Annotated in this window: 19 protein-coding genes; 11 read left to right on the top strand and 8 right to left on the bottom strand. The window is 62.4% G+C overall.

What is annotated here, in order from left to right; translation table 11 throughout:
• Positions 1 to 62: 62 nt before the first annotated feature.
• The gene (locus M2360_RS09855) at positions 63 to 1,313 is read right to left on the bottom strand and encodes a class I SAM-dependent RNA methyltransferase (protein WP_280774834.1); all 1,251 of its coding nucleotides are present in this window, start codon (positions 1,311 to 1,313) and stop codon (positions 63 to 65) included.
• The gene (locus tag M2360_RS09850) at positions 1,310 to 2,053 is read right to left on the bottom strand and encodes a TlyA family RNA methyltransferase (RefSeq protein ID WP_280774831.1); all 744 of its coding nucleotides are present in this window, start codon (positions 2,051 to 2,053) and stop codon (positions 1,310 to 1,312) included. Before M2360_RS09850 ends, M2360_RS09855 begins: the two co-directional genes overlap by 4 nt.
• A gap of 174 nt (positions 2,054 to 2,227) precedes the next feature.
• Between M2360_RS09850 and M2360_RS09845 the strand changes: the two genes are divergently transcribed.
• Complete coding sequence (locus M2360_RS09845) at positions 2,228 to 4,174, top strand: methyl-accepting chemotaxis protein (RefSeq protein ID WP_280774829.1); 1,947 nt, start codon at positions 2,228 to 2,230, stop codon at positions 4,172 to 4,174.
• Positions 4,175 to 4,474: 300 nt separating this feature from the next.
• On the opposite strand, the gene M2360_RS09840 is transcribed toward M2360_RS09845, so the two are convergent.
• On the bottom strand, positions 4,475 to 5,041 hold the full coding sequence (locus tag M2360_RS09840; protein ID WP_280774828.1) for a hypothetical protein: 567 nt from the start codon (positions 5,039 to 5,041) through the stop codon (positions 4,475 to 4,477).
• Here M2360_RS09840 and M2360_RS09835 point away from each other — a divergent pair.
• The 6 genes from M2360_RS09835 (at position 5,006) to M2360_RS09810 (ending at position 14,624) form a co-directional block, all read left to right on the top strand.
• Positions 5,006 to 6,460, top strand: coding sequence for a methyl-accepting chemotaxis protein (locus M2360_RS09835; RefSeq protein WP_280774827.1), 1,455 nt, complete (start codon positions 5,006 to 5,008; stop codon positions 6,458 to 6,460). The two genes, M2360_RS09840 and M2360_RS09835, sit on opposite strands and share 36 nt — an antisense overlap.
• A 307-nt stretch (positions 6,461 to 6,767) precedes the next feature.
• The gene (locus M2360_RS09830) at positions 6,768 to 8,720 is read left to right on the top strand and encodes a methyl-accepting chemotaxis protein (protein WP_280774825.1); all 1,953 of its coding nucleotides are present in this window, start codon (positions 6,768 to 6,770) and stop codon (positions 8,718 to 8,720) included.
• A 283-nt stretch (positions 8,721 to 9,003) separates the two neighbouring features.
• Positions 9,004 to 10,965 (top strand): methyl-accepting chemotaxis protein, encoded by a 1,962-nt coding sequence (locus tag M2360_RS09825; protein WP_280774823.1) that lies wholly within the window; start codon positions 9,004 to 9,006, stop codon positions 10,963 to 10,965.
• Positions 10,966 to 11,071: 106 nt separating this feature from the next.
• Positions 11,072 to 11,995, top strand: coding sequence for a pirin family protein (locus M2360_RS09820; protein ID WP_280774821.1), 924 nt, complete (start codon positions 11,072 to 11,074; stop codon positions 11,993 to 11,995).
• Between the two features lie 153 nt (positions 11,996 to 12,148).
• Positions 12,149 to 14,062: a 1-deoxy-D-xylulose-5-phosphate synthase gene (gene dxs, locus M2360_RS09815; RefSeq protein WP_280774819.1), complete on the top strand. Its 1,914-nt coding sequence runs from the start codon at positions 12,149 to 12,151 to the stop codon at positions 14,060 to 14,062.
• A 190-nt stretch (positions 14,063 to 14,252) separates the two neighbouring features.
• A complete protein-coding gene (locus tag M2360_RS09810; protein ID WP_280774817.1) occupies positions 14,253 to 14,624 on the top strand; it encodes a DUF930 domain-containing protein in 372 nt (123 codons plus the stop codon).
• A gap of 195 nt (positions 14,625 to 14,819) precedes the next feature.
• On the opposite strand, the gene M2360_RS09805 is transcribed toward M2360_RS09810, so the two are convergent.
• The 3 genes from M2360_RS09805 to M2360_RS09795 all read right to left on the bottom strand — a co-directional run bounded on the left by M2360_RS09805 (position 14,820) and on the right by M2360_RS09795 (position 17,109).
• Positions 14,820 to 15,842 (bottom strand): DUF4424 domain-containing protein, encoded by a 1,023-nt coding sequence (locus M2360_RS09805; RefSeq protein ID WP_280774816.1) that lies wholly within the window; start codon positions 15,840 to 15,842, stop codon positions 14,820 to 14,822.
• An 89-nt stretch (positions 15,843 to 15,931) separates the two neighbouring features.
• Positions 15,932 to 16,183, bottom strand: coding sequence for an exodeoxyribonuclease VII small subunit (locus M2360_RS09800; RefSeq protein WP_280774813.1), 252 nt, complete (start codon positions 16,181 to 16,183; stop codon positions 15,932 to 15,934).
• Positions 16,180 to 17,109 (bottom strand): histone deacetylase family protein, encoded by a 930-nt coding sequence (locus M2360_RS09795; protein ID WP_280774811.1) that lies wholly within the window; start codon positions 17,107 to 17,109, stop codon positions 16,180 to 16,182. Before M2360_RS09795 ends, M2360_RS09800 begins: the two co-directional genes overlap by 4 nt.
• A gap of 154 nt (positions 17,110 to 17,263) precedes the next feature.
• Here M2360_RS09795 and M2360_RS09790 point away from each other — a divergent pair, with 154 nt between their 5' ends.
• On the top strand, positions 17,264 to 17,860 hold the full coding sequence (locus tag M2360_RS09790; protein WP_280774809.1) for a biotin transporter BioY: 597 nt from the start codon (positions 17,264 to 17,266) through the stop codon (positions 17,858 to 17,860).
• A gap of 25 nt (positions 17,861 to 17,885) precedes the next feature.
• Positions 17,886 to 18,317: a DUF1284 domain-containing protein gene (locus M2360_RS09785; protein WP_280774936.1), complete on the top strand. Its 432-nt coding sequence runs from the start codon at positions 17,886 to 17,888 to the stop codon at positions 18,315 to 18,317.
• Positions 18,318 to 18,329: 12 nt separating this feature from the next.
• On the opposite strand, the gene M2360_RS09780 is transcribed toward M2360_RS09785, so the two are convergent.
• Together M2360_RS09780 and M2360_RS09775 are read right to left on the bottom strand one after the other, a co-directional pair.
• Positions 18,330 to 19,088, bottom strand: a complete 759-nt coding sequence (locus M2360_RS09780; protein WP_280774807.1) for a crotonase/enoyl-CoA hydratase family protein — start codon at positions 19,086 to 19,088, stop codon at positions 18,330 to 18,332.
• A gap of 10 nt (positions 19,089 to 19,098) precedes the next feature.
• Complete coding sequence (locus M2360_RS09775) at positions 19,099 to 20,877, bottom strand: acyl-CoA dehydrogenase (RefSeq protein ID WP_280774805.1); 1,779 nt, start codon at positions 20,875 to 20,877, stop codon at positions 19,099 to 19,101.
• Positions 20,878 to 21,073: 196 nt separating this feature from the next.
• Between M2360_RS09775 and M2360_RS09770 the strand changes: the two genes are divergently transcribed.
• Together M2360_RS09770 and M2360_RS09765 are read left to right on the top strand one after the other, a co-directional pair.
• Positions 21,074 to 22,153, top strand: coding sequence for a cache domain-containing protein (locus M2360_RS09770; protein ID WP_280774804.1), 1,080 nt, complete (start codon positions 21,074 to 21,076; stop codon positions 22,151 to 22,153).
• A complete protein-coding gene (locus M2360_RS09765; protein ID WP_280774802.1) occupies positions 22,153 to 23,214 on the top strand; it encodes a neurotransmitter-gated ion-channel ligand-binding protein in 1,062 nt (353 codons plus the stop codon). Before M2360_RS09770 ends, M2360_RS09765 begins: the two co-directional genes overlap by 1 nt.
• The last annotated feature ends 42 nt before the right edge of the window (positions 23,215 to 23,256 follow it).

Raw genomic sequence — 23,256 nt, 5'->3', positions numbered from 1 at the left:
GGTATCTGGCTGCGCCTGTCGCCCCTCGCCTCTACAGCGAGGGGCGTTTCTGTTTGGGGCGATCAGCGCTCCAGCAGCGCCACCGCCTCGACATGCGACGACCACAGGAACTGGTCGATTGGGGTGACGCGTTTCAACGTGAAGCCGCCATCGATCAAAATTGCGAGATCGCGCGCGAACGTGGTCGGATTACAGGAGACGGCGGCGATGCGGGCCACTTTCGAGCGACAGAGTTCGCGGACCTGGGCTTCGGCGCCGGCGCGCGGCGGGTCGAAGACGACAGCGTCGATCTGCTTGAGATCCATCGGCTGCATCGGCCGGCGGAACAGATCGCGGCGCTCGACGGAAACGGGCTTCAGCCCTTGGGTGTTGCGGGCGGCGTGATCCAGCGCGGCCAGCGCTGGGCCATCGAATTCCACGGCATGCACATGCGCCTTGCGGGCCAGACGCAGCGAGAATGTGCCGCAGCCGGCGAACAGATCGGCGACGCGCTTGGCCTTGCCGACATGGGCGAGCACGAGCTCGGCCATCGCCTGCTCGGCGCGTTCGGTGGCCTGCATGAAGCCGCCGGGCGGCAGCACCACCGGGATCTGGTCGAACATGACAACCGGCTTATGCGGCTCGACCAGGATCTCGTCAGCGACGGAGATGCGGGCGACGCCCTTTTCCTTGAGACAGAGATCGACGGCCGCCTGCCGCTTCTTCTGGTCCGGCTTTTTCATCTCGTCGAAGGCGAGATCGAGACCCGACGCTGTCAGTTGGATCGTCACCCGGAAGGGATCGGCGCCCGAGGCCAGCGCGCCGGCGATGCGGCGGATGGCCGGCAGGCGGCTGACGATGCCCGGATGGGCGATGGGACATTCCTCAACGGCGACAATATGATGGCTGCCGGCCTGCATGAAGCCGAGCATCAGGCCCTTGTCGGTCGGACGCCCGGACATGGTCACGCGGCGACGTTCGCCCGGCGCGCAGGCGATCAGCGGCAGGACTTCGGTTTCGATGCGGTGCTGACGCAGCGCCGCGACCACGAGATCGCGCTTATAGGCCTGATAGGGCGCATCCGCCCAATGCTGCAACGAACAGCCGCCACAGGCGCCGCCCTGGCCCTCGGGGCCGAAATGCTTGCAGGGCGGCGTCACCCGGTCGGGAGATGTCGTCGACCAGGACATGACGGACGCCTGGTTCTTGACGCGCGCCACCGCCACCTCTTCGCCGGGCAGCGTGAACGGCACGAAAACAGGACCGGATTCGCTGCGGGCGATGCCGTCGCCCTCAGCGCCGATGGCGTGAATGGTCAGTTGTTCTGCGCTCATGTTTTTCTTCCGGCCAGGAGATATTCGGAATTTCCGTCGCCGCCGGAAATTGGAGAGGGGCTTACACCCAGGCTTTCCCATCCGCCAAGCGAATTCAGCCAATCGACCATATCCGCGACGGTTTTGTCGGCCAGACGCTTGTCGCGCACCAGGCCGCCCTTGCCGACGCCTTCGCGACCGACCTCAAATTGCGGCTTGACCAACAGCAGACACCAGGCGCCGGGCGCTGCGAGATCAAGCGCCGGCGGCATCGCCAGCCTCAGCGAAATGAAGGAGACGTCGGAGACAACGGCGCCGATCGTGCGGCCACCGAGATGACCGGCGTCGAGCGCGCGCGCATTGACGCTTTCGATATTGGCGACGCGGGGATCATTGGCGATGCGCGGAGCCATTTGTCCATGGCCGACATCGACGGCCGTGACATGGGCCGCGCCCTCCTCCAACAGCACCTGGGTGAAGCCGCCGGTGGAGGCGCCGATATCCAGACAATCGAGACCCGCAGGCGACAGGCCGAAAGCCTCGAGCCCCGCCTTGAGCTTGAGCGCGGCGCGCGAGACATAGGCGCGCGCCGGATCGTCGACCAGGATATCGGCCAGTTCGGGGACGAGCGCTCCCTGCTTGGTCGCGACAGCGCCATCCACGGTGATCGCCCCGCGCTTGATGGCGTCGGCGGCGCGAGAGCGGCTTTCGAACAGGCCTCTTTCGATGAGAAGCTGGTCGAGGCGGCGAAGTTCAGTCATGGCGTGCGTTCCTGGATCAAAGCGCCGGTTGATCAGCTTCCGACGAGGAAGACAAGAGGCGGGCGGCAAGAGAGACGCGTCCAGCGCCAATTCCATCTTCACCCTATTTTAGACATAAGGAATTTATTTATGAGTTAAGCATATAATTCCCCCTCAGAATCCATGGGGGAAGAGATGAACAGACCTGACATAAAGACGATGATGATTGGCATAATGGGGGCGATTGTCATTTCCGTCATCGCGCTCTCCGCAGTTTCCCTGCGCAGCATGGCAACCATGGGCGCGGCAACCGCCGACATCGGCGATTACTGGGTTGAGCGACTGCTGAACGCGCGCGAGATCAAGGGGAGTTTCGCCAATGTCAGGCTGGCGCTCGCCCGTCACGCGATGATCGGCAACAAGGACGACTTCGTTGCCGAAGAAACGAACCTGGCCACGGCCAAGGACGAACTCGACAAATCGATTGCCAATTATGAAAGCGGTGTCCGGACGGAAAAGGGTCGCGCTCTGATCAACGAGATCAAGCCGCTGATTGCCGACTATTACGCAGCCGCACAGGGTTTTGTCGATCTGGTCAAAGCCGACAAGAAATCGCAGGCCTTTCCCTATTTTCGCAGTGAGTTGAAGCCGCGGGCGGACGCGGTCAACACCAAGATCAACGAACTGGTGGATTTCGTGGTCGGCAACGCCCATGACACGGTGAAGGACGCCGAAGCTTCGGCGGGCTTCGACTTCATGGCGACGCTGGCGATTTCCATCGTCGCATCCGCAATTGGGATTATTGGCATGTTCGTCGCCGTCTCAGGCGTCGCCAACCCGATCCAGCGCATCACAGCCGCCATGCGCCGCCTGGCCGAAGGCGATATCACGACCGAGATCCCCTTTGCCGGACGCGCCGACGAAGTGGGCGCCATGGCCGGCGCGGTCGAAGTGTTCCGCCAGAACGCCGTCAACAACAAACGGCTTGAGGAAGAGGCGCGCGCCGCCCGAGGCGCGACCGAAGAAAGCCGGCTCGCCGAACAACAGCGCGCCGCCCGCGAGGCCGAACAGCTGCGCATCGCCACTTCAACGCTCGGCGACAGCCTGAAGAAGCTTGCCTCTGGCGACCTGACCTGCCGGATCAACACGGCCTTCGCCGCTGAATATGAAAGCCTGAGGTCCGACTTCAACGTCACCGTCGAGCAATTGAGCCAGACCATCGCCTCGGTGTCTGTCGCCGTGCAGAATATGGATAGCGGCACGCGGGAAATTTCCTCCGGCGCCTCCGACCTCTCCAAGCGCACCGAACAGCAGGCCGCCTCGCTCGAAGAAACGGCCGCCGCGCTCGACGAGATCACCGCCAATGTCTCGAGCTCCAGCAAGCTGACCGACGAGGCCCGCACTGTGGCGCAATCGGCCAATCAGAGCGCATCCGAATCCGCCAAGGTGGTGGCGCATGCCGAAGAGGCGATGCAGCGCATCGAGCAATCCAGCCAGCAGATTTCCAATATCATTGGCGTGATCGACGAGATCGCCTTCCAGACCAATCTCTTGGCGCTCAACGCCGGCGTCGAGGCGGCCCGAGCGGGCGAAGCCGGCAAGGGTTTCGCCGTCGTTGCCCAAGAAGTCCGCGAACTCGCGCAGCGCTCGGCCAACGCCGCCAAGGAAATCAAGTCGCTGATCCGCAACTCCACCACCGAGGTGGAAAGCGGCGTGCAACTGGTACGCGACACCGGCGAGGCGCTGAAGACGATCGGCGGCTATATCGGCACGATCAACCGCCATATGGAATCGATCGCCACCTCGGCGCGCGAACAGTCGACCGGCCTCGCAGAGGTCAATGTCGCCGTCAACCAGATGGACCAGACCACCCAGCAGAACGCCGCCATGGTGGAGCAATCCACCGCCGCCGCAGCCTCGCTCGCCCAGGAAGCCGGCAAGCTGCGTGAGCTCGTCGCCCAGTTCCGCCTGGAGCATGGCGCGGCCGCCCAGACGGCAGCGCTTCGCCAGACGACAGCCGCGATGGCGCGGCCCGTCTCATCCTCCAGACCGGCCGCCGCCCGCCCGGCTCCGGCTAGGTCAGCCGCCAAGGCCGTCTCGCATGGCAATGCCGCCGTCAAGGACGACTGGGAAGAGTTCTGAACGAAAGAACTCATTGCCTGAACACCACAGCGCGGGGCATTGCTCCGCGTTTTTGCATTGGAGACGCTTATTTTACAACGCCATAAGTCGAATTAGAAAATGATATATTAAGCTTCCCTAAATAAGTTTTTCGTATCCTTAACCATCGACCGTCGCGCGCTGCAAAGAGCTGACCGGCGACTGCCACCACCGCACCTTCCGAGGTGAGACATAGCGAAATGATTTCGCCGGGGCATGCGACGAACAGCCTTGAACAGGCCTCGCGCAGGCAATCTCCTAAATCGGGTGATCGGATCAATCTTATGAAGGACCGCTATGAAAAACCTTCCTATCGTCTATAAAATCCTGCTGATCCTCGCCGCTTTCGGCGCTTTCGCCGTCGCGGCGTCGTTCTATGCCGGCCAGAAGATCAAGCATGTCGATACAGCCTATTCCGGACTTCTGGTGACAGAACAGCGCGCAGCCCAGTTTCTCGCAAAGTCCAATCGGGCATTCCAGAACGCCCGAGCGGCGATCGGCGAAACCATCATGGTTTCTGACCCTACGGCAGTTGAAACCGCGAAAGCTGAGTTTGCCTCTGCGCGAAAAAGCTTCGATGATTTCACGAACACAGCCATAAAGGCGCTCCCAGACGATCAAGACCTGAAAACATTTCGGGAACTCGGTATCACGATCCTCGACAAGGATTGCGCGGCTTCCTTCGTTGCTGGCGCCGCAACTACTACAGACGCAGATGTCATAAAGGCGATCGAGCTCTTCAGAAGCCAATGTCAGACCAAGTTTCCGCCATTGAGTAAGGTCATTGCCGACAAAACGAAGGAGCTGGAAGCTGTGGCGGCAAAAGTCAGCGACGACCTGACGGTCCAATCGCTCTTCATCGCCAACTCTACACTTGCAGGCATGATCATCGGCACTGCGGTCATCATGACAGCCGCCTATTTCGCTGTGCGCGCATGGCTTGTCGCGCCGCTCGACATCATGCGGTCGGGTATGGCGAAGCTGGCTGATGGAGATCTCAACCTGGAGATTTCCGGCCGCGACCGCGGCGACGAAATCGGCAAAATGGCCGTTGCGGTGCAGGTGTTCAAGGACAATGCGCTCCGGGCCCGCCAACTCGAAAGCCAGAGCGAGCAACTGCGCAGCGACGCCGAGCAGAACCGCCTCGCCGAACAGCAGCGCGCCGCCCGCGAGGCCGAACAGCTGCGCATCGCCACTTCAACGCTCGGCGAAAGCCTGAAGAAGCTTGCCTCGGGCGACCTGACCTGCCGGATCGACACGGCCTTCGCCGCCGAATATGAAAGCCTGAGGTCCGACTTCAACGTCACCGTCGAGCAATTGAGCCAGACCATCGCCTCGGTGTCTGTCGCGGTGCAGAACATGGACAGCGGCACGCGGGAAATTTCCTCCGGCGCCTCCGACCTTTCCAAGCGCACCGAACAGCAGGCCGCCTCGCTGGAAGAGACCGCCGCAGCGCTGGATGAGATCACCGCCAATGTCTCGAGCTCCAGCAAGCTGACCGACGAGGCGCGGGGCGTGGCGCAATCGGCCAATAAGAGCGCGGCGGAATCCGCCAAGGTGGTGGCGCATGCCGAAGAGGCCATGCAGCGCATCGAGCAATCCAGCCAGCAGATTTCCAACATCATTGGCGTGATCGACGAGATCGCCTTCCAGACCAATCTCTTGGCGCTCAATGCCGGCGTCGAAGCGGCGCGCGCTGGCGAAGCCGGCAAGGGTTTCGCCGTCGTCGCCCAGGAAGTCCGCGAACTCGCCCAACGTTCGGCAAGCGCCGCCAAGGAGATCAAGGGACTGATCCAGAATTCGACCTCGGAAGTCGAAGGCGGCGTCAAGCTCGTGCGTGACGCCGGCGAGGCGCTGAAGACCATCGGCGGCTATATCGGCACGATCAACCGCCACATGGAATCCATCGCCACTTCGGCGCGCGAACAATCGACCGGCCTCGCAGAGGTCAATGTCGCCGTCAACCAGATGGACCAGACCACCCAGCAGAACGCCGCGATGGTGGAGCAATCCACCGCCGCCGCCGCCTCGCTCGCCCAGGAAGCCGGCAAGCTGCGTGATCTCGTCGCCCAGTTCCGCCTGGAGCATGGCGCGGCCGCCCAGACGGCAGCGCTTCGTCAGACGGCAGCCGCCATGGCGCGTCCCACTGCGGCCGCCCGCCCGTCCGCCTCTCGCACCGCTCCGGCCCGCCCGTCCCCGGCTCGCCCAGCCGCCAAGGCCGCCTCGCATGGCAACGCCGCCGTCAAGGACGACTGGGAAGAGTTCTGAGATCAGCAGATATTCCTCTGACAAAACGGTGCGGGGCCAAGGTCCCGCGCCGTTTTGTTTTGAGCGACTGTGCGCTGGTTTCAATCAGAACGCTGATACTCTCCAAGCGCCCAATCACGCACGGTCGATTAAGTAAAACAGCCACGCAAAAACATATTTCACTTTATTATAATATATAGATTATAATAAATCACGCCCCACGAACCACAACCACACGTTAACTGTTCGTTTTTGATTAAATATGTAGACACCATTCGTGGTTTGTTATTTGGCGCATGCCGCTCGTAAATATAAAAGGGAAAACTCCATGAAAAACATTCCGATCACGCTGAAATTCCTGCTGATTATGGGGCTCTTCGGGTTTTTTACACTGGCAGTGGCGCTCTATTCCGCATCAGTCATGAGCGACATTGATGGCGGATACAGCGATCTCATAGAGCACGAATCCGTCGCGGCCGTGTCCTTGGCGCGCGCCAACCGCAATTTTCAGACCATCCGCGCCACTGTCGGCGACATTATCATGGCCTCCGATCCAAAAATTCTGAATAGCGCAAAGGCGGAATTCGATGTCGCGCATCGGAGATTTATCGATCTCATGGATACCGCCATTGCAGCCGCGGCGACCGAAACATCGCTTCCGGACATCAAGGCGCAGGCTTTGAAAGTCATTGATGTCACCTGCAGCGATATCATTGCGGCCGGATTGAGCACGACGGACCCGACAGCCAATCAGAAGATCCAGAGAGAATTCTACAAGATCTGCCAGCCGGAGATTGTCGGTGTTTCCGAGGCGATCACCGCAGCCACCGCTAAACTGACCGACAAGCAGGTAACGGAAAGCGCCAAGATCACCTCGACCACAGAACACGCCATTCTGATGGTGTTCTTCGCGATTCTGGCTGGGTTCATGCTGGTCTGCGCCATCGGTTACGCTGTCGTCCGCGCGACGGTCGTCAAGCCGATCAGCGCCCTTTCCGCCACCATGGATATTCTCGCCAAGGGGGATCTCGAAGCATCGGTTCAAGGCGCGGATCGCCGCGACGAGATCGGCGCCATGGCCAGGGCTGTGCAGGTATTCAAGGACACTGGCGTCAAAGCCCGCGACCTCGAAGCGCAGACCGCCCAGGACCGCCACATGACGGAAGCGGAACGCGCCCGCGCGGCCGAACAGGACCGCCGCCGCGCCGGCGAAATGGCCGAGGCGACTGCAGGCCTCGCCGCTGGGCTGAAACAACTGGCGAATGGCGATCTCGGCGTCGAACTGTCGCAATCTTTCGCTGCGGATTTCGACGGCCTTCGCCTCGATTTCAACGCAGCGGTCTCGCAGCTCCGCGACACGCTCGCCTCCGTCGCCGAAGCCACGCGCTCGATCGATTCCGGCACGCGGGAAATTTCCTCCGGCGCCTCCGACCTCTCCAAGCGCACCGAGCAGCAGGCCGCCTCGCTCGAAGAAACGGCGGCTGCGCTGGATGAGATCACCGCCAATGTCTCAAGCTCCAGCAAGCTGACCGACGAGGCCCGCACCGTGGCTCAGGCCGCCAATCAGAGCGCCGCGCACTCCGCTGGCGTCGTGTCCCATGCCGAAGAGGCGATGCAGCGCATCGAACAATCGAGCCAGCAGATCTCCAATATCATCGGCGTGATCGATGAGATCGCCTTCCAGACCAATCTCTTGGCGCTGAACGCCGGCGTCGAGGCCGCCCGCGCTGGAGACGCCGGCAAGGGCTTCGCCGTCGTGGCGCAGGAAGTGCGCGAGCTCGCCCAGCGCTCGGCCAAGGCCGCCAAGGAAATCAAGGGGCTGATCCAGAATTCGACCTCGGAAGTCGAAAACGGCGTGAAACTGGTGCGCGACACCGGCGAGGCGCTGAAGACCATCGGCGGCTATATCGGCACGATCAACCGCCACATGGAATCCATCGCCACTTCGGCGCGCGAACAATCGACCGGGCTCGCGGAAGTCAACACTGCCGTCAACCAGATGGACCAGACCACCCAGCAGAACGCCGCCATGGTGGAGCAGTCCACCGCCGCCGCAGCTTCGCTCGCCCAGGAAGCCGGCAAGCTGCGCGATCTCGTGGCACAGTTCCGCCTGGAGCATGGCGCGGCCGCCCAGACGGCAGCGCTTCGCCAGACGGCTGCAGCCATGGCGCGTCCGGCGGCGGCCAGCACGGCAGTCTCTCGCCCCGTCGCGGCCCGCCCTGCCGCCAAAGCCGTCTCGCATGGCAACGCCGCCGTCAAGGACGACTGGGAAGAGTTCTGAGACGGCCAAACAAGCATGGACGACGACGCGCGGGGCTTCGGCCCCGCTTTTTTTTGGAGGAAGGGCCACAGGCAGACGAAAGACCGGCTCGCTGTCCGCAAGCGTTATTTAGCATATACTGATTCAATTTTGTATTTTTTTACAGAGACTTGCGCGCAAAGCAAGAAAAGTAAATCCGCATGACAAACCAACGGTTCGTTAATTTTATATAGCTAAAACATGAGCAGGTTTCGCATGGCTTGCGCTTTGTCAAAACCTGTCATTCGTGTGGGGCGGAGCCATCGTGAAATCCATCATCAATTCTCTACCACTGTCGGTGCAGATCATCGGCAGCGTCGCAGCTGTTCTGGTGTTGGTTGGCGCCGCCAATCTCGCCTATGAAATTTCCCAGCAGAATGCGTCGATCGAAGAAAACGCGCAGAAGCGCGGCGATGCGGCGCTCGACATGCTGGAATCCGTGCATGTGAGCGCCATGCTGAACCGGGACAAGGTGGCGGACGGCGATCCCGCGATCGAAACGCTCGACGGAACCATGGAGCGCTTTTCCTCCCAGAGCCAGGGCGTCGATCTCTGGCTGGTGATGGGTCCGAAGATCGTGGCCTTCCAGAAATCGGAAGGCGCACAGGAATTCGAAGGCCCCAAAGACGCCGTTGACGAAAAGACAATCACCGACAAGGCCGGCCAGGTCACGGTCGCAGGCGAACATATGCGCATCACGCGCCCGGTCATTCTGGGTCAGGGCACTGCGGCCGATCCAGCCTGCGCGGCCTGTCATACCGCAAAAATGAATATTCAGGCGGGCGAAGTCGTGGGCGCCTATAGCGCCGCCGTCGATCTCGCTCCCGAGCGCGCCGCCGTGTCGGCTGCGATCAAGACGAAACTCCTGATCGGCTTCGCCGTGTTGACCATCGCGCTCGGCGCCATCGCCCTTCTTCTCAGGCTCACCGCAATCCGCCCGCTGCGCAAGCTGGCGAACGCCACGGAGCATCTCGCAAATGGCGACATCTCTGTGGATGTCGAAGGTCATGACCGCGCCGACGAGATCGGCGCCATGGCGCGGGCGCTCGACGTGTTCCGGGCCGCGTTCATTCGCAATCGCAAACTCGAGGCCGAAGCGGAAGAGAACCGTCAGATGATGGAGCGCAGCCGCCTGGAGACGCAGGCCCGCGCCGAATCCGAGGCTGCCGCCCGCCTCAAACAGGCGACCTCGGGACTTGCCGGCGGATTGCGTCGGCTGGCCGATGGCGATCTGGCCTTCGAACTGACCGAACCTTTCGCACCAGACTTCGAAGCCCTGCGGCACGACTTCAACGCCTCGGTCAAGCAGCTCGGCGACGCATTGTCCGCCATCCGGTCGAGCGTGAGCGTCATCGATGCTGGTTCGCGCGAGATCGCCACCGGCGCAGCCGATCTCGCCAAGCGCACGGAATCGCAAGCCGCCTCGCTTGAAGAGACCACATCGGCCGTCGAACAAATCACCGTCAACGTCTCCAATTCGACGCATCTGACCAAGGAAGTGCTCGACGAGGCGACGGTGGCCAATGCCGACGCCGGCAAATCAGGCGCGATCGTCGCCAATGCCGAAGCCGCCATGCAGCGCATCGAGGATTCCTCCGGCAAGATTGCCAGCATCATCAGCGTGATCGACGAAATCGCCTTCCAGACCAATCTGCTGGCGTTGAACGCCGGCGTGGAAGCCGCACGCGCCGGAGACGCCGGCAAGGGCTTTGCCGTCGTGGCGCAGGAAGTGCGCGAACTCGCCCAACGGTCGGCCAATGCCGCTAAGGAGATCAAGGAACTGATCCAGAACTCGTCGAACGAAGTCGGTAATGGTGTGAAACTGGTGCGCGACGCAGGCGCCGCGCTCAATGCGATCGGCGGCCACATCCTGACGATCAATCGCAAGATGGAGGAAATCTCCACGGCGTCCCGCGAACAATCGATCGGGCTCAAGGAAGTCAACGCCGCTGTTTCCTCAATGGATCATTCCACGCAGCAGAATGCGGCCATGGTGGAACAATCGAGCGCGGCGGCTGCAACGCTGGCCCAGGAAGCCGCCAAGCTGCGCGATCTCGTCAACCGGTTTTCGCTTGCTCATACGGCGGCGCAGCCCGCAAACCTTCTGCGCCAGACCGCTTCTCGCATGGCGAGCGCAACCTTCAGCGCTCCGCAGCGCAGTCGCAACTCCGCGCCCCGGCCGACAAGCGGCAATCTCGCTGTCAAGGACGACTGGGAGGAGTTCTGATCGGCTCCATCCCTCACAGACATGACGCCCCCGGACGGTCCGCCGTCCGGGGGTTTTCATTTTCCGGCTCCTCGGCCATAGTCGTTGTCTGAACAGGAGACAGACCATGTCCTTCTTTCCCGGCCACGATCCAGAGCCCGGCGACGCGCAGGCCGTCGACCAGGTCGAGCTTCTGATCATTCCGCGCTCGTCCGATATCGGCAATTTCGAGGTGCGCCGTGCGCTGCCCTCCGCCAAGCGCCGAATGGTCGGCCCGTTCATCTTCTTCGACCGGATGGGCCCTGCCCTGTTGCGCGCCGGCCAGGCCATGGATGTGCGGCCGCACCCGCATATCGGGCTGTCCACGGTCACCTATCTGTTTGATGGCGAGATCCATCACCGCGACAGTCTGGGCACCGGTATGGTGATCAAGCCCGGCGACATCAATCTGATGACATCCGGGCGCGGCATCGTCCATTCCGAGCGGACGCCGGACAATCTGCGCGGAAAGCCCTTCTCAATCTCCGGCCTGCAGACCTGGCTGGCGCTGCCGGAAAGCCATGAAGAGATCGACCCCGTGTTCGCCCATACCGGCGTCGGCGATCTGCCAGTGTTTGAAGACGGCGCAAGCCGCGGCCGTGTCGTGATCGGATCCTGGCAAGGCCTCGCCTCGCCAGTCAAGACGCCGACCGACACGGTTTATGTCGACCTGACGATCGGCGCCGGCGAGACCTGTCCCTTCCCGGCCGGCGCGGAAGAGCGCGCCGCCTATGTACTGGAGGGAACGGTGCTGATTTCCGGCATCGAACATCCCGCCGATCAATTGCTGGTATTCCGCCCGGGCGACTCGATCGACCTGACGGCGGGACCGACGGGCTGCCACATCATGCTGTTCGGCGGCGAGGCGATGGCCGAGAAGCGCTATATCTGGTGGAATTTCGTCTCCTCCTCCAAGGAGCGGATCGAACAAGCCAAGGAAGAATGGCGCACCGGCAAGTTCGATATCGTGCCCGGCGACGAGGAGGAATTCATCCCGCTGCCGGCGACGTAACGACGCGTTTTGGCGCGCCAAGCTTGGCGGCTGACGCGATTGGGGCTAGGGTGGTCCGATGCGCGCCTCATTTTCAGCGTTGTTTGCTGTTGAAAAAGGCTCAAAGAGCGATAATAAGCCGGCTTCAACTTTGTCCGGTGACAGGACCAGCCCGTGAACGCAATGCCCCAGACGCCGCTCCTCGACAAGGTTTCCTATCCCGAGGATCTCCGCAAGCTCGACGACAAGGAGATGCCGCAGCTCGCCGCCGAGCTTCGGGTCGAGATGATCGACGCCGTCTCCAAGACAGGCGGGCATCTGGGCGCAGGCCTCGGCGTGGTCGAGCTGACGATCGCGCTTCACAAAGTGTTCGACACGCCGGATGATCGCATCATTTTCGATGTCGGCCATCAATGCTATCCGCACAAGATCCTCACCGGCCGGCGGGAACGCATCCGCACGCTCAGGCAGGAAAACGGTCTGTCCGGCTTCACCAAGCGGGCCGAAAGCGATTATGATCCGTTCGGCGCGGCCCATTCCTCGACCTCGATTTCCGCAGGCTTGGGTATGGCCGTGGCGGCCGATCTCGATGGCCGCAGGCGCAATGTCATCGCCGTGATCGGCGACGGCGCGCTGTCGGGCGGCATGGCGTTTGAAGCGCTCAACAATGCCGGTTCGCTCGACGCCCGGCTGATCGTCATCCTCAACGACAACGACATGTCGATCGCCCCGCCGACAGGCGCGATGAGCGCCTATCTCGCCCGCCTCGCCTCGGGCCGCACCTATCTCGGCTTCCGCGAACTCGGCAAGAAGCTGACCGCCTATCTCGGCAAGAAGGTCGACCGCGCCATCACCCGCGCCGTGGAGCATGCGCGCGGCTATGTGACCGGCGGCACGCTGTTCGAGGAGCTCGGCTTCTACCATATTGGCCCGATCGACGGTCACTCCTTCGACCATCTCCTGCCGGTGCTGCGCAATGTGCGCGACAATTCCACCGGACCGGTGCTGATCCATGTGGTGACGCAGAAGGGCAAGGGCTACGCGCCCGCCGAAGCCGCCGCCGACAAATATCACGGCGTCAACAAATTCGACGTCATCACCGGCGCACAGGCGAAAGCCAAGCCGAATGCGCCGTCCTACACCTCGGTCTTCGCCGATGCGCTGATCCAGGAGGCCCATCACGATTCCAAGATCGTCGGCATCACCGCCGCCATGCCCACGGGCACGGGGCTGGACAAGTTCGGCGAGATTTTTCCCAAGCGCTGCTTCGATGTCGGCATTGCCGAACAGCATGGCGTGACCTTCGCCGCCGGCCTCGCCGCCGACGGCTACAAGCCGTTCACCGCGCTTTACTCAACCTTCCTGCAGCGCGCCTATGACCAGGTGGTGCATGACGTGGCGATCCAGTCGCTGCCGGTGCGCTTCGCCATCGACCGCGCCGGCTATGTCGGCGCCGACGGGCCGACCCATGCGGGATCGTTCGACACGACCTTCCTCGCCACGCTGCCGGGCATGGTGGTGATGGCCGCCGCCGACGAAGCCGAACTCAAGCATATGGTGCGCACTGCTGCGGCCTATGACGACGGCCCGATCTCTTTCCGCTATCCGCGCGGCGAAGGCGTGGGCGTCGACCTGCCCGAACGCGGCGAGATCCTGCAGATCGGCAAGGGCCGGGTGGTCAAGCAGGGTTCGAAGGTGGCGCTCCTGTCCTTCGGCACCCGCCTTGCCGACTGTCTGATGGCGGCGGAAGATCTCGATGCGGCGGGCCTGTCGACCACGGTCGCCGACGCCCGCTTCGCCAAGCCGCTGGATCTCGAACTGATCCGTCAGCTGGCGCGGCACCATGAAGTGCTGGTGACGGTGGAGGAAGGCGCGATCGGCGGCTTCGGCGCGCATGTGCTGCATGCGCTGGCGATCGAGGGCCTGCTCGACGGACGCCTCAAGGTGCGGCCGCTGGTGATGCCGGACATCTATATGGATCAGGCCAAGCCTGAGGCGATGAACGCTTATGCCGGTCTCGACCGCAAGGGCATCGTGAGCGCGGTGTTCTCCGCGCTGGGACGCGAAATGGCCGAGCGGCTCGCCTGACTTCTCCCTCCATCGCGCCGCCACGCGGCGCGGTTCTCCCTGCTCATTCGAGCCCCCGCCCCATTCTCGCCCGACTGTGGTGGAATTTGAGGAGCGCATTGCCCGCGCCAATGCGTCCCATCGTCACCTGACGACCCCAGCCGTCGCTTTGCCGACCGCTTTTCAGCAGACTGAACGAGGATAAAACGGAATGAAGACAAGCAGAATGGCAGCCTTGGCCGCCAGTCTCCTCACGCCCATGCCGGCCCACGCCATCGACCAGAAAATGCTCAGCCAGATCAAGCGCCTGGCGCCACGCGACCAGCTGGAGCAGCGCTGCGACACCGAAGGCATGGCCAAAGTGAAAGGCGACAAAGTGATCGCCTACACCTTCTCCGACCCGCATTACCGCAAGGCCCATATCGACGCCCCCGGCGCCGTCTTCCGCCGCAAGGGCGAGTGGTACCGGCTGTCCTACAGCTGCACCACCAGCGCCGATCATGTCGATGTCGTCAGGTTCGACTACAAGATCGGAAGCAGGGTTCCACGGGAAGAGTGGGAGCAGTATCAGCTTTATGATTGAGAGGGATCTGATCGGCAATACATGCGCGTGACCGCCCCTCATCCCCCTGCCGGGACCTTCTCCCCGTAGGACGGGGAGAAGGCGGATGGAGCGCCGACATCGCCAGGAGTCTCCTTCTCCCCGCCTGTGGGGAGAAGGTGGCCGGCAGGCCGGATGAGGGGGTAGCAACGGCGCCACCCCTTACCGCTTAAACCCTCACCCCGGATTGGCTGCAGGATCGTTGTAGTTCAGGATCAGCACATCGAGATCCTTTTCCGGCCAGAAATCCGTCGCCTTCATCTCGAAGGTCGTCGGGCCGATCTTCTTGACGTTGGTTCCGCAGAAGCTGACATAGTTGTCCTTGGATCCCTTGTCGACGATGAGGGTGAAGTCCTTGATCGGACCGGCCCAGTTTGCGCCGGTGGTCAGCACATAGGAAATCCAGGACTCGTAGTGATAGGGCTTGCCGGCCATCATGGCTTTCAGCGTTTTCTGCGCGGCGCGCACGAAGCCGTCGTCCACGCAGTATTTGGCCTTGTATTCCTCGTAATACTGCCCCTTGGGCTGCTGGTTCTCGTTGAGGAAGGCCGGCTGCACCGTGCCGCCGACGCTGGGCTTATAGGTGTGGGACACGTTGATATCGACGCCAGGCTCGTAGCGCGCGCGCCAGTAATAGGCTGACTTCAACGTCCAGATCGGAATGTAGTGGGTTTCCTCGCCATTGCCCTGGTCCCAGCTGTCGATCCGCACCAGACCGTCGGCCACCCATTTGTCGAGCGTCTCCTTGGGCAGAGTATCGACCGCCTTTTGCGTCGCTTCGCTGTTGGGAAGAAGCGATATGCCGGCCGCCTTGATCTCCTCGGTCACGTCGAGCGCATTGGCCCAGGCGCGCTGCTGCAGCTGAGGCTCGATCGCCACCCCGTCCTGCGTGACGGTGAAATCGAGGAAATTGTCCTGGTTTTGATCGCCGGAGGAAACATCCGACATCGGCCCGCCGTCGATATCCGGCATCGGGAAGGCGACGAGCGTATCGATCGCCTTATCGGACGAATTGCGGAACACATAGTCGACGCGAATTTGCTGCATGGAAATGAAGAGAACTTCCTTCTCCATGGAAATGTCGGCGCTGCGGGTGAATTCCAGCCCGCCGGTCTTCAAGACGGCAGTGGTGTCATTGGCCAGAGCGGTGCTCGCGCCAAGGGCGAAAAGCCCGGCGGCCAAGGCGAAATTTCTGGTCATCGTGTCCCTCCTGATCATGCGGCGGGACGCTAGCGGGCTTGCTAACGGGGGTCAACGGCGCCCGACTATGAAGACGAACGCGCGCGCCATCACGCCGGATCGAGCGGCTCGACGCCCGCGGGCTTGCCGGCCCGATCAAGACGGATCTTTTCGATGCGGGATTCGGCGGCGCCGAGCAGGGTCTCGCAATGTTTCTTCAGCGCCTCGCCGCGTTCGTAAATGGCGATCGACTGGTCGAGCGGCACGTCGCCGCGTTCGAGACGCGCAACGATCGATTCGAGTTCCTGCACGGCCTGTTCGAAACTCAGGCCGGAAAGATCTGTGGCGTCGCTCATCGTCATCCTCTCATCAGTCGCGCAATATGCAGCCCGGCCGATTCCGCCAAGCCTTCGAGGTCATAGCCGCCTTCGAGCACGCTGACGAGACGGTTTCCCGCATATTTCCCCGCGATTTCCATCAGGCGGCCAGTGATCCAGTCGAAATCGTCGCCGACCAGATTGATCTGGGCGAGCGGATCACGGTGATGGGCGTCGAAGCCAGCTGAGATCAGCAGGAAATCGGGGCGAAAATTCTCAAGCGCCGGCAATACCCGGCTCTTCATCGCCTCGCGGAAATGATCGCCGGCGGAATTGGGGCTGAGCGGCGCGTTGACGATCGTATCGTGAGCGCCCGTCTCGTCCTTGGCGCCGGTGCCGGGATAGAGCGGCATCTGATGCGTCGAGCAGAACAGCACCGAGGGATCGTTCCAGAAAATATCCTGGGTGCCATTGCCGTGATGCACGTCGAAATCGACAATGGCGACGCGTTCGACGCCATAGGTCTTCTGCGCATGGCGGGCGGCGATGGCCACCGTATTGAAGAAGCAGAAGCCCATGACCTTGTCATGCTCGGCGTGATGGCCCGGCGGTCGGCCCGCCACGAAGACATTGTCGGCCTTGCCAGCGAAGACGTCGTCAACGCCCGCCATAGCCCCGCCGATGGCGGTGAGCGCCGCCTTCAGGCTTTCGGGGCTGGCATGGGTGTCGGCCTCGATCTGTTTGACGCCTTCTTCGGGCATCGAGCGCATCACCGAAAACAGATGTTCCTCGGGATGGGCGAGCAGCACCGCGTCCTCATTGGCGACGGGCGCTTCCTGGCGGTCGAGCGTGGAGAAATGCGGATGCTCGAGCGCCGCATTCAGGGCGCGCAAACGATCTGGACGTTCCGGATGGCCCTCCGGAACATGATGAGCGAGAAAGACCTGATGTTCATAGAGGCGTGTCGTCATGGCGCCTGATATAGCCTCTTACGCCTTGCCGGTCCACAGTCGCCGGCGCCGCGGCGCGGGATAAAATCGTTAACCCAACCGAAGGACGGATTGACAAGGACTGACCGGTTTGTGACAGAGGTGGGACCATATTTCGTAGGAAGGGAAATTTCCGATGGCAAATCTCGCTCTCTCCTCGGGCGCCCAGACGCTCGACACGCTGTTTGGCTCGACGCTCGCCCGCAAGGCGGCCATCGCGTTCGGCGGCAGCCTGTTTCTCGCCGCCATGTCGCAGATCGCGATCGGCTGGCCGGTGCCGACCACGCTGCAGACGCTCGCCGTGATCCTGATCGGCCTGACCTTTGGTCATCGCCTTGCCGCTGCGTCGCTCGGTCTCTACCTGCTCGAAGGCGCGATGGGCCTGCCGGTCTTCGCCCAGTTCAAGTCGCTCCTGCCACTCGGCCCGTCGGCCGGCTATCTCGTCGGCTTTTTCCTGCAGGCCGTGATCATCGGCTGGATGGTTGATCGCGGTTTCGCCCGTGGCTTCGTTGGCGCGGCTATCGCCGTTGTGATCGGTGAGGTGGCGATGTTCGCCTGCGGCGTCGCCTGGCTGTCGACCTTTATGGGTCAGGCCACCCTGATCGAGAATCTCCAGGCTGCGTTCGCGGTCGGCGTGGTTCCGTTCATCGCCATCGACCTCGTCAAGGCTGCGCTCGCGATCCTCATTGCCAAGGGCGTGATCTCCGGCGCGTCCAGCCTGATCCGTGGCTGAACGAAAAGACATTCTCTTGAATGACATGATGCCCGTGCGCTTGCGCGGGCATCATTTTTTATGCGTGCTGACCTATCGCGGCTATGGCTATACGCCGGCCTTCGTCGCCAATATGAGCCGGGTGGTCGCCGCGATCAAAGCCGGCGCAGGGGTGGAACTCACCGCAGGCCCCGATGACATCTGCAACGGCTTCACCGCCGCCTGTCGCGATATGTCCGATCACGACTGTTCGCTGGCCTCGACGATGGAGATGGATCGCACGGCCATCGCCTCTGTCGCTCGCCTGCTGCCCGACCTTGCGGACAAGGGCTCCGCCATCGTGCTGACCGCAGAGCGGGTCGAGGCGTTGCGCGCCGCCTTTGCGAGCGGAGATATCCGCGAGGCCTGCAAGGACTGTTCCTGGGCGGATTTCTGCACGGCGATCGCGAGCGACGGCTTTTCCGACACGAAGCTATAGCGCAGTAAGGGTTTATCCCTTCTTGGCGAAGAAGCCGGCATAGACGGCTGCGGCCTCCTTGGAGCGCAACTGGGCGAGGAAGTGTTTCATCTCCTCATCCATGTGATCGCGCAGCGCATCGACGTCGCCCTTCAGCAGCCGGCGCGAGATCGTGAGCGAGTCGCGCGGCTTGGCGGCCAGTCTGGAGGCTGCGGCGAGTGCGGCGCCTTCGACCTCGTCCTCCGGCAGAACCTTCCAGATCAGGCCGGCCTCACGCGCCTCTTCGGCGGAGAAGCCCTCCCCCATCGCCAGCATGGCGAAAGCGCGCTGATGGCCCATGATGCGCGGGCCGAGCAGCGACGAGCCGGCTTCCGGCACGACGGCGAGATCGGTGAACGGCGTCTTGAACACAGTGCGCGTCGAGGCGAAGGTCAGGTCGCAATGCATATGCATGGTGACGCCGACGCCGATGGCGATGCCATCGACCGCCGACAGAAGCGGCTTGGTGAAGCGCGCGAGTTCATGCAGGAAGGCGATGACATTCTTGGCTTCGCTTTCGACTGCGGCGATCTGAATGAAATCGGCGAGATCGTTGCCAGACGAGAAGCAGCCGGGCCCGCCTGAGAGAACGACGGCGCGGATGGCGTCATCGGCGTCGGCTTCTGCCAGCGCCAACGCCATCTGGCCATACATGTCGCGGGTGATGGCGTTCTTCTTGTCGAGCCGGTTCATGCGGATGACGGTGACGCCGGGATGCGCCTCGGGACGCTCGATCAGGATATGGTCGGTCATGATGGTCTCCTCAGGCAAGGGCGGCGCGAACGGCGGCCAGGCTTTCAGCCCCGTGCATGACACGGTCCTTCAGCGCCGCCGTCTCGGCGATCAGGTTTTCACTGGCGAAGCGGGCGAGCGCGACGCGCGTCTCGGCCTTGCCATCGTCGACAGGGGTGATGGCGGATTTGGCGAGATAGACGCCGGTGAGTGTGAGCCCGAACTGGCGCTGATAGGGCGTGGCGCCGGCGAGCGCCTCGGTCATCTTCCCCTCGCCCATGCTGGCGAGCAGCCAGGTGGTGGCTTCGCGGAGATCGGCGAGCGCAGCGTCGAGGCTGTCGGCAGTGCGGCCGAATCCGGGATCGTTGGAGGCGCGGACCTGATCGACCGTTGCGGCGAGCTCGTCGATGAAGCCGAGCACATGTGCGCCATTCGACTGCGGCAGCTTGCGGCCGATGAGATCGATGGCCTGGATGCCGTTGGTGCCCTCATAGATCGTGGTGATGCGCACATCGCGATAGAGCCGGGCCGCGCCGGTTTCCTCGATGAAACCCATGCCGCCATGCACCTGCACGCCGAGCGAGGCGACCTCGACCCCGCAATCGGTGGGGAAGCTCTTGGCGATCGGCGTCAGCAGATTGGCGCGCTCCTGCCAGTGCCTGTTGTCATCGCCTTCTGTCACATGCGCCATGTCAATGGCGTGAGCGCAGGCATAAGCGATGGCGCGCGAGCCTGCGGTCAGCGCCTTCATCGTCGCCAGCATGCGCTGGATGTCGGGATGTTCGATGATCGGGCTCATGCCGGCGCCGGTCCAGCCGGGCGCGCGGCCTTGGGTGCGCTCTTTGGCGTAGGCGATGGCCTTCTGGGTCGCCGCTTCGCAGACGGCGACGCCCTGCATACCGACAGCGAGACGGGCGTTGTTCATCATGGTGAACATGCAGGCGAGACCCTTGTTCTCCTCGCCGATCAGATAGCCGATCGCGCCCTTCTCCTCGCCGAACTTGCCGTCGCCGAAGATCATGGTGCAGGTGGGGGAGCCGTGAATGCCGAGCTTGTGCTCGATGGAATGGCAATAGGCGTCGTTGCGCGCGCCGAGCGAGCCATCGCCATTGACAAGGAATTTCGGCACCAAAAACAGCGAGATGCCGCGCGAACCGGCAGGCGCGTCCGGCAGGCGGGCCAGCACGAGATGGATGATATTGTCTGTGAAATCGTGTTCGCCATAGGTGATATAGATCTTCTGGCCGAAGATGCGGTAGCTGCCGTCGTCGCGGCGCTCGGCGCGGCTGCGCATGACCCCGAGATCGGAGCCGGAATGCGGCTCGGTGAGGTTCATCGAGCCGGTCCACTCGCCGGAGATCATTTTGGGCAGGTATGTTTGCTTGAGCGTTTGCGTCGCATGCGCCTCGATCGCCTCGATCGCGCCGATGGTGAGCGTCGGGCAGAGGGAGAACGCGAGTGAGCCGCCATTCCACATTTCTAGCGTCGCCACGAGAAGCATATGCGGCAGCGCCTGGCCGCCATAGGCCTCAGGCGCGGTGAGCGAATTCCATCCGGCGGTCGACCAGGCCTTGTAGAGATCCGCCCAACCATCGGGCGTCCTGATCGCGCCGTCGATCAGGCGCGAACCCTGCCTGTCGCCGATCTCGCCCAGAGGCGCGACCTCGTCGCTGGCGAACTTTCCCGCCTCCTCCACGATGGCCTCAACGACATCGCCAGTCAGCTCCGCATAAGCGCCGCGTCCCAACGCCATGTCCAACCCCTGCGCCTTGAGCGCAGCCAGAATTTCTCCCACGGGCGCCTTGTACATTCCGCTCCTCCAAGCTGATCGTGCCGCCGCAGCCTAGCGCGCGCTGCGGACTTTCGAAAGTCGGTCTAATTGATTTTTACGTAAACGTCAATTAAGGGGACTGTGGAATGCAGCTTTCCGCATAGTTCACCATCGTCGACAAGTTTTCCCGCAGTCGCTAACGCTAGAAGCGTTTCATTTCGATTGCGGGACCACCATGAAGCTCGAGCGCAGAATTGCCGTCATCGCCAGCCTGATCCTGGGGGCGACCCTGGCGATCGGCGGCTGGATCCTTTATGCGGATGGACGTGCAGCGCTTTCCGCAAGCGAGAAGAAGGAAATCGAGGCGACCAGCCTCGTGCTGATCACCGCCATGACTCAGGCGGAAAACCTGACGGTCAGTCATTCTGAACTGATCGCCCAGGATAATCAGGTGATCGCGCTGCTGAAGGCTGGCGATCGGGCGGGGCTCATGGCCAAGATGAAGCCGACGCTCGACAGCCTGGCGCTCGAAGCGGGCGTCGACGTGCTGCATTTCCAGACAGCCGACATCAAATCCTTCCTGCGCGTCTGGGCTCCCGAGGACTTCGGGCAGGATCTGTCAAAGATCCGGCCGATGGTGCTGGCCGCCAACCGCAGCCGCAAGCCGCAGAAGGGTCTCGAAATCGGCTTGAAGGGCCTCAGCCTGCGCGCCGTCTCCGCCGCAATTGACAGTGATGCGGTGATCGGCACGGTGGAAGTCGGCGTCAGTCTGAAAATGCTGATGGAGGCGTCGAAATCCTCCACTGGAGCGGATTTCGCGATTTTCCTCGACCCGCAATACATCCCCACCGCCAAAGGCGGTTTCGGCGAGCGCGGCGCCAAGTTGCAGCTCGACGGCTCCACAAACAGCACATTGTTTGAAGCGCTGCAGAAGGACGGTCTGATCAAACTGTCGCGCGGACCAGAGCTTGAGATCACCAAGCGCGAGGCCGCGACGCTTGGGGTGATGACGCGACCGCTCCTCGATTATTCGGGCAAAGTGATCGGCGCGATGATCGTCGCCCGCGATTTCACGGTGGCGGAGGCGGCTTTCCGCGCCACATTGGTGACCGTGATCGTTGTAGCGCTGTCCGGACTAATGATCGGGTTCGGCGTCATCATGGCCGGCCTCAGGGCCTTCGTCTTCCGTCCGCTCGAAGAACTTGCCGATGAATTGCAGAGCGGCCGCATCGGCGCGCCCACCACCGCGCTCGCAGCCTATCTCAAAATGCGCGACGGCGCCGCCCGGGCGCTTCGCAGCGGCGGAGACGCCTGATGTTTCCGCTCCGCAGGCTTTTCGCGACGTTTTTGCTTTTCGCGGGCCTGGCGTCTCAGGCTTTCGCCTCGGGACCGCCGCCGTCGCTGCCGGGACGCGTGCATCTTCCCATCGAAACCCACCTCTCGGTGCGGGTGCTCAACATCACCCGGCTTGAGGAAACCAAGGACGAAATTTCGGCGCGCGTGGAATATACGCAAGGATGGAGAGACCCGAACCAAGCCTTTGATCCGATCGCGGCCGGTGTCTACCGGCACGATTATTTCGGCGAGGAAGCCGAAAGCAAGATCGCCGAGATCTGGACGCCCGACGTCACGATCGCCAATCAGATCGATGAGCCCCGTTCTCGTTCAGTGGCCCTCTCGATCTCCGCCGACGGCTCGATTGCTCTGATCCGGCAGTTGGACGCCGATTTCCGGATTTCGGTCGATCTCGCCGCCTTTCCCTTCGACCGGCAGAATATCGATTTCATCTTCACTGCCCCGCGCTATTCGGCAAGCGATCTGATTTTCGTGGTCGATGATCGCGACCGTGAACTCTCCGCCATCGCGGAGCAGATCTCGATCTCGGATTGGCGGCCAGAACGGCTGTCCTTCACGCTCACCCAATTCTACGGATGGAACGCCAAGCCATTCGTGCGCGCCACCGCAACCGCCACCATGAGCCGCGAATGGCCGCGCTATCTCCTGCGGATCTTCGTCCCGTTCGCGGCCGTCGTGTCGGTGTCGCTGTTCATTCTCTGGGCTCCGCAGAAGTTGAAAGTCGACCACGCGGGCATCACCTATTCGGCGCTTCTGGCGCTGGCGGCGCTGTCTTTCACCTTCGAATCGAGCTTTCCGGGGTCCATGTCGGTCAATTCACCGATCGCCTTCATGATTTCGCTCGGCTATTTCTACCTGGTGCTCACTCTGCTCATCCATCTTGGACTGCAATACGCCGATTTTCCGGCCGTGCGGCGCAACGTCTATCTCGTTCGCGAAATCCACCGCAGCGTTCGCTTCACCCTGCCGGCGATCTTCACGCTGATCTGCATCTGCTCGGTCGTGCGCTCGCTGTCATGATTTTGTAGCAAAACTGTCATGTCGGCGACCTATTGCTGTCCG

It is taken from the genome of Rhizobium sp. SG_E_25_P2 (genome assembly GCF_029892285.1).
GTDB lineage: Bacteria > Pseudomonadota > Alphaproteobacteria > Rhizobiales > Rhizobiaceae > Rhizobium_E.
Note: the sequence above shows the minus strand (reverse complement) of the source record. Positions and strands in the feature narration are given on the sequence as shown.

Coding starts and splice junctions, on each gene's coding strand:
- M2360_RS09800 (WP_280774813.1), bottom strand. CDS start 16,183: ATGACGATGAGCGACGCCACAGATCTTTCCGGCCTGAGTTTCGAACAG.
- M2360_RS09820 (WP_280774821.1), top strand. CDS start 11,072: ATGTCCTTCTTTCCCGGCCACGATCCAGAGCCCGGCGACGCGCAGGCC.
- M2360_RS09810 (WP_280774817.1), top strand. CDS start 14,253: ATGAAGACAAGCAGAATGGCAGCCTTGGCCGCCAGTCTCCTCACGCCC.
- M2360_RS09765 (WP_280774802.1), top strand. CDS start 22,153: ATGTTTCCGCTCCGCAGGCTTTTCGCGACGTTTTTGCTTTTCGCGGGC.
- M2360_RS09780 (WP_280774807.1), bottom strand. CDS start 19,088: ATGACCGACCATATCCTGATCGAGCGTCCCGAGGCGCATCCCGGCGTC.
- M2360_RS09795 (WP_280774811.1), bottom strand. CDS start 17,109: ATGACGACACGCCTCTATGAACATCAGGTCTTTCTCGCTCATCATGTT.
- M2360_RS09850 (WP_280774831.1), bottom strand. CDS start 2,053: ATGACTGAACTTCGCCGCCTCGACCAGCTTCTCATCGAAAGAGGCCTG.
- M2360_RS09770 (WP_280774804.1), top strand. CDS start 21,074: ATGAAGCTCGAGCGCAGAATTGCCGTCATCGCCAGCCTGATCCTGGGG.
- M2360_RS09845 (WP_280774829.1), top strand. CDS start 2,228: ATGAACAGACCTGACATAAAGACGATGATGATTGGCATAATGGGGGCG.
- M2360_RS09785 (WP_280774936.1), top strand. CDS start 17,886: ATGATGCCCGTGCGCTTGCGCGGGCATCATTTTTTATGCGTGCTGACC.
- M2360_RS09830 (WP_280774825.1), top strand. CDS start 6,768: ATGAAAAACATTCCGATCACGCTGAAATTCCTGCTGATTATGGGGCTC.
- M2360_RS09775 (WP_280774805.1), bottom strand. CDS start 20,877: ATGTACAAGGCGCCCGTGGGAGAAATTCTGGCTGCGCTCAAGGCGCAG.
- M2360_RS09805 (WP_280774816.1), bottom strand. CDS start 15,842: ATGACCAGAAATTTCGCCTTGGCCGCCGGGCTTTTCGCCCTTGGCGCG.
- M2360_RS09790 (WP_280774809.1), top strand. CDS start 17,264: ATGGCAAATCTCGCTCTCTCCTCGGGCGCCCAGACGCTCGACACGCTG.
- M2360_RS09855 (WP_280774834.1), bottom strand. CDS start 1,313: ATGAGCGCAGAACAACTGACCATTCACGCCATCGGCGCTGAGGGCGAC.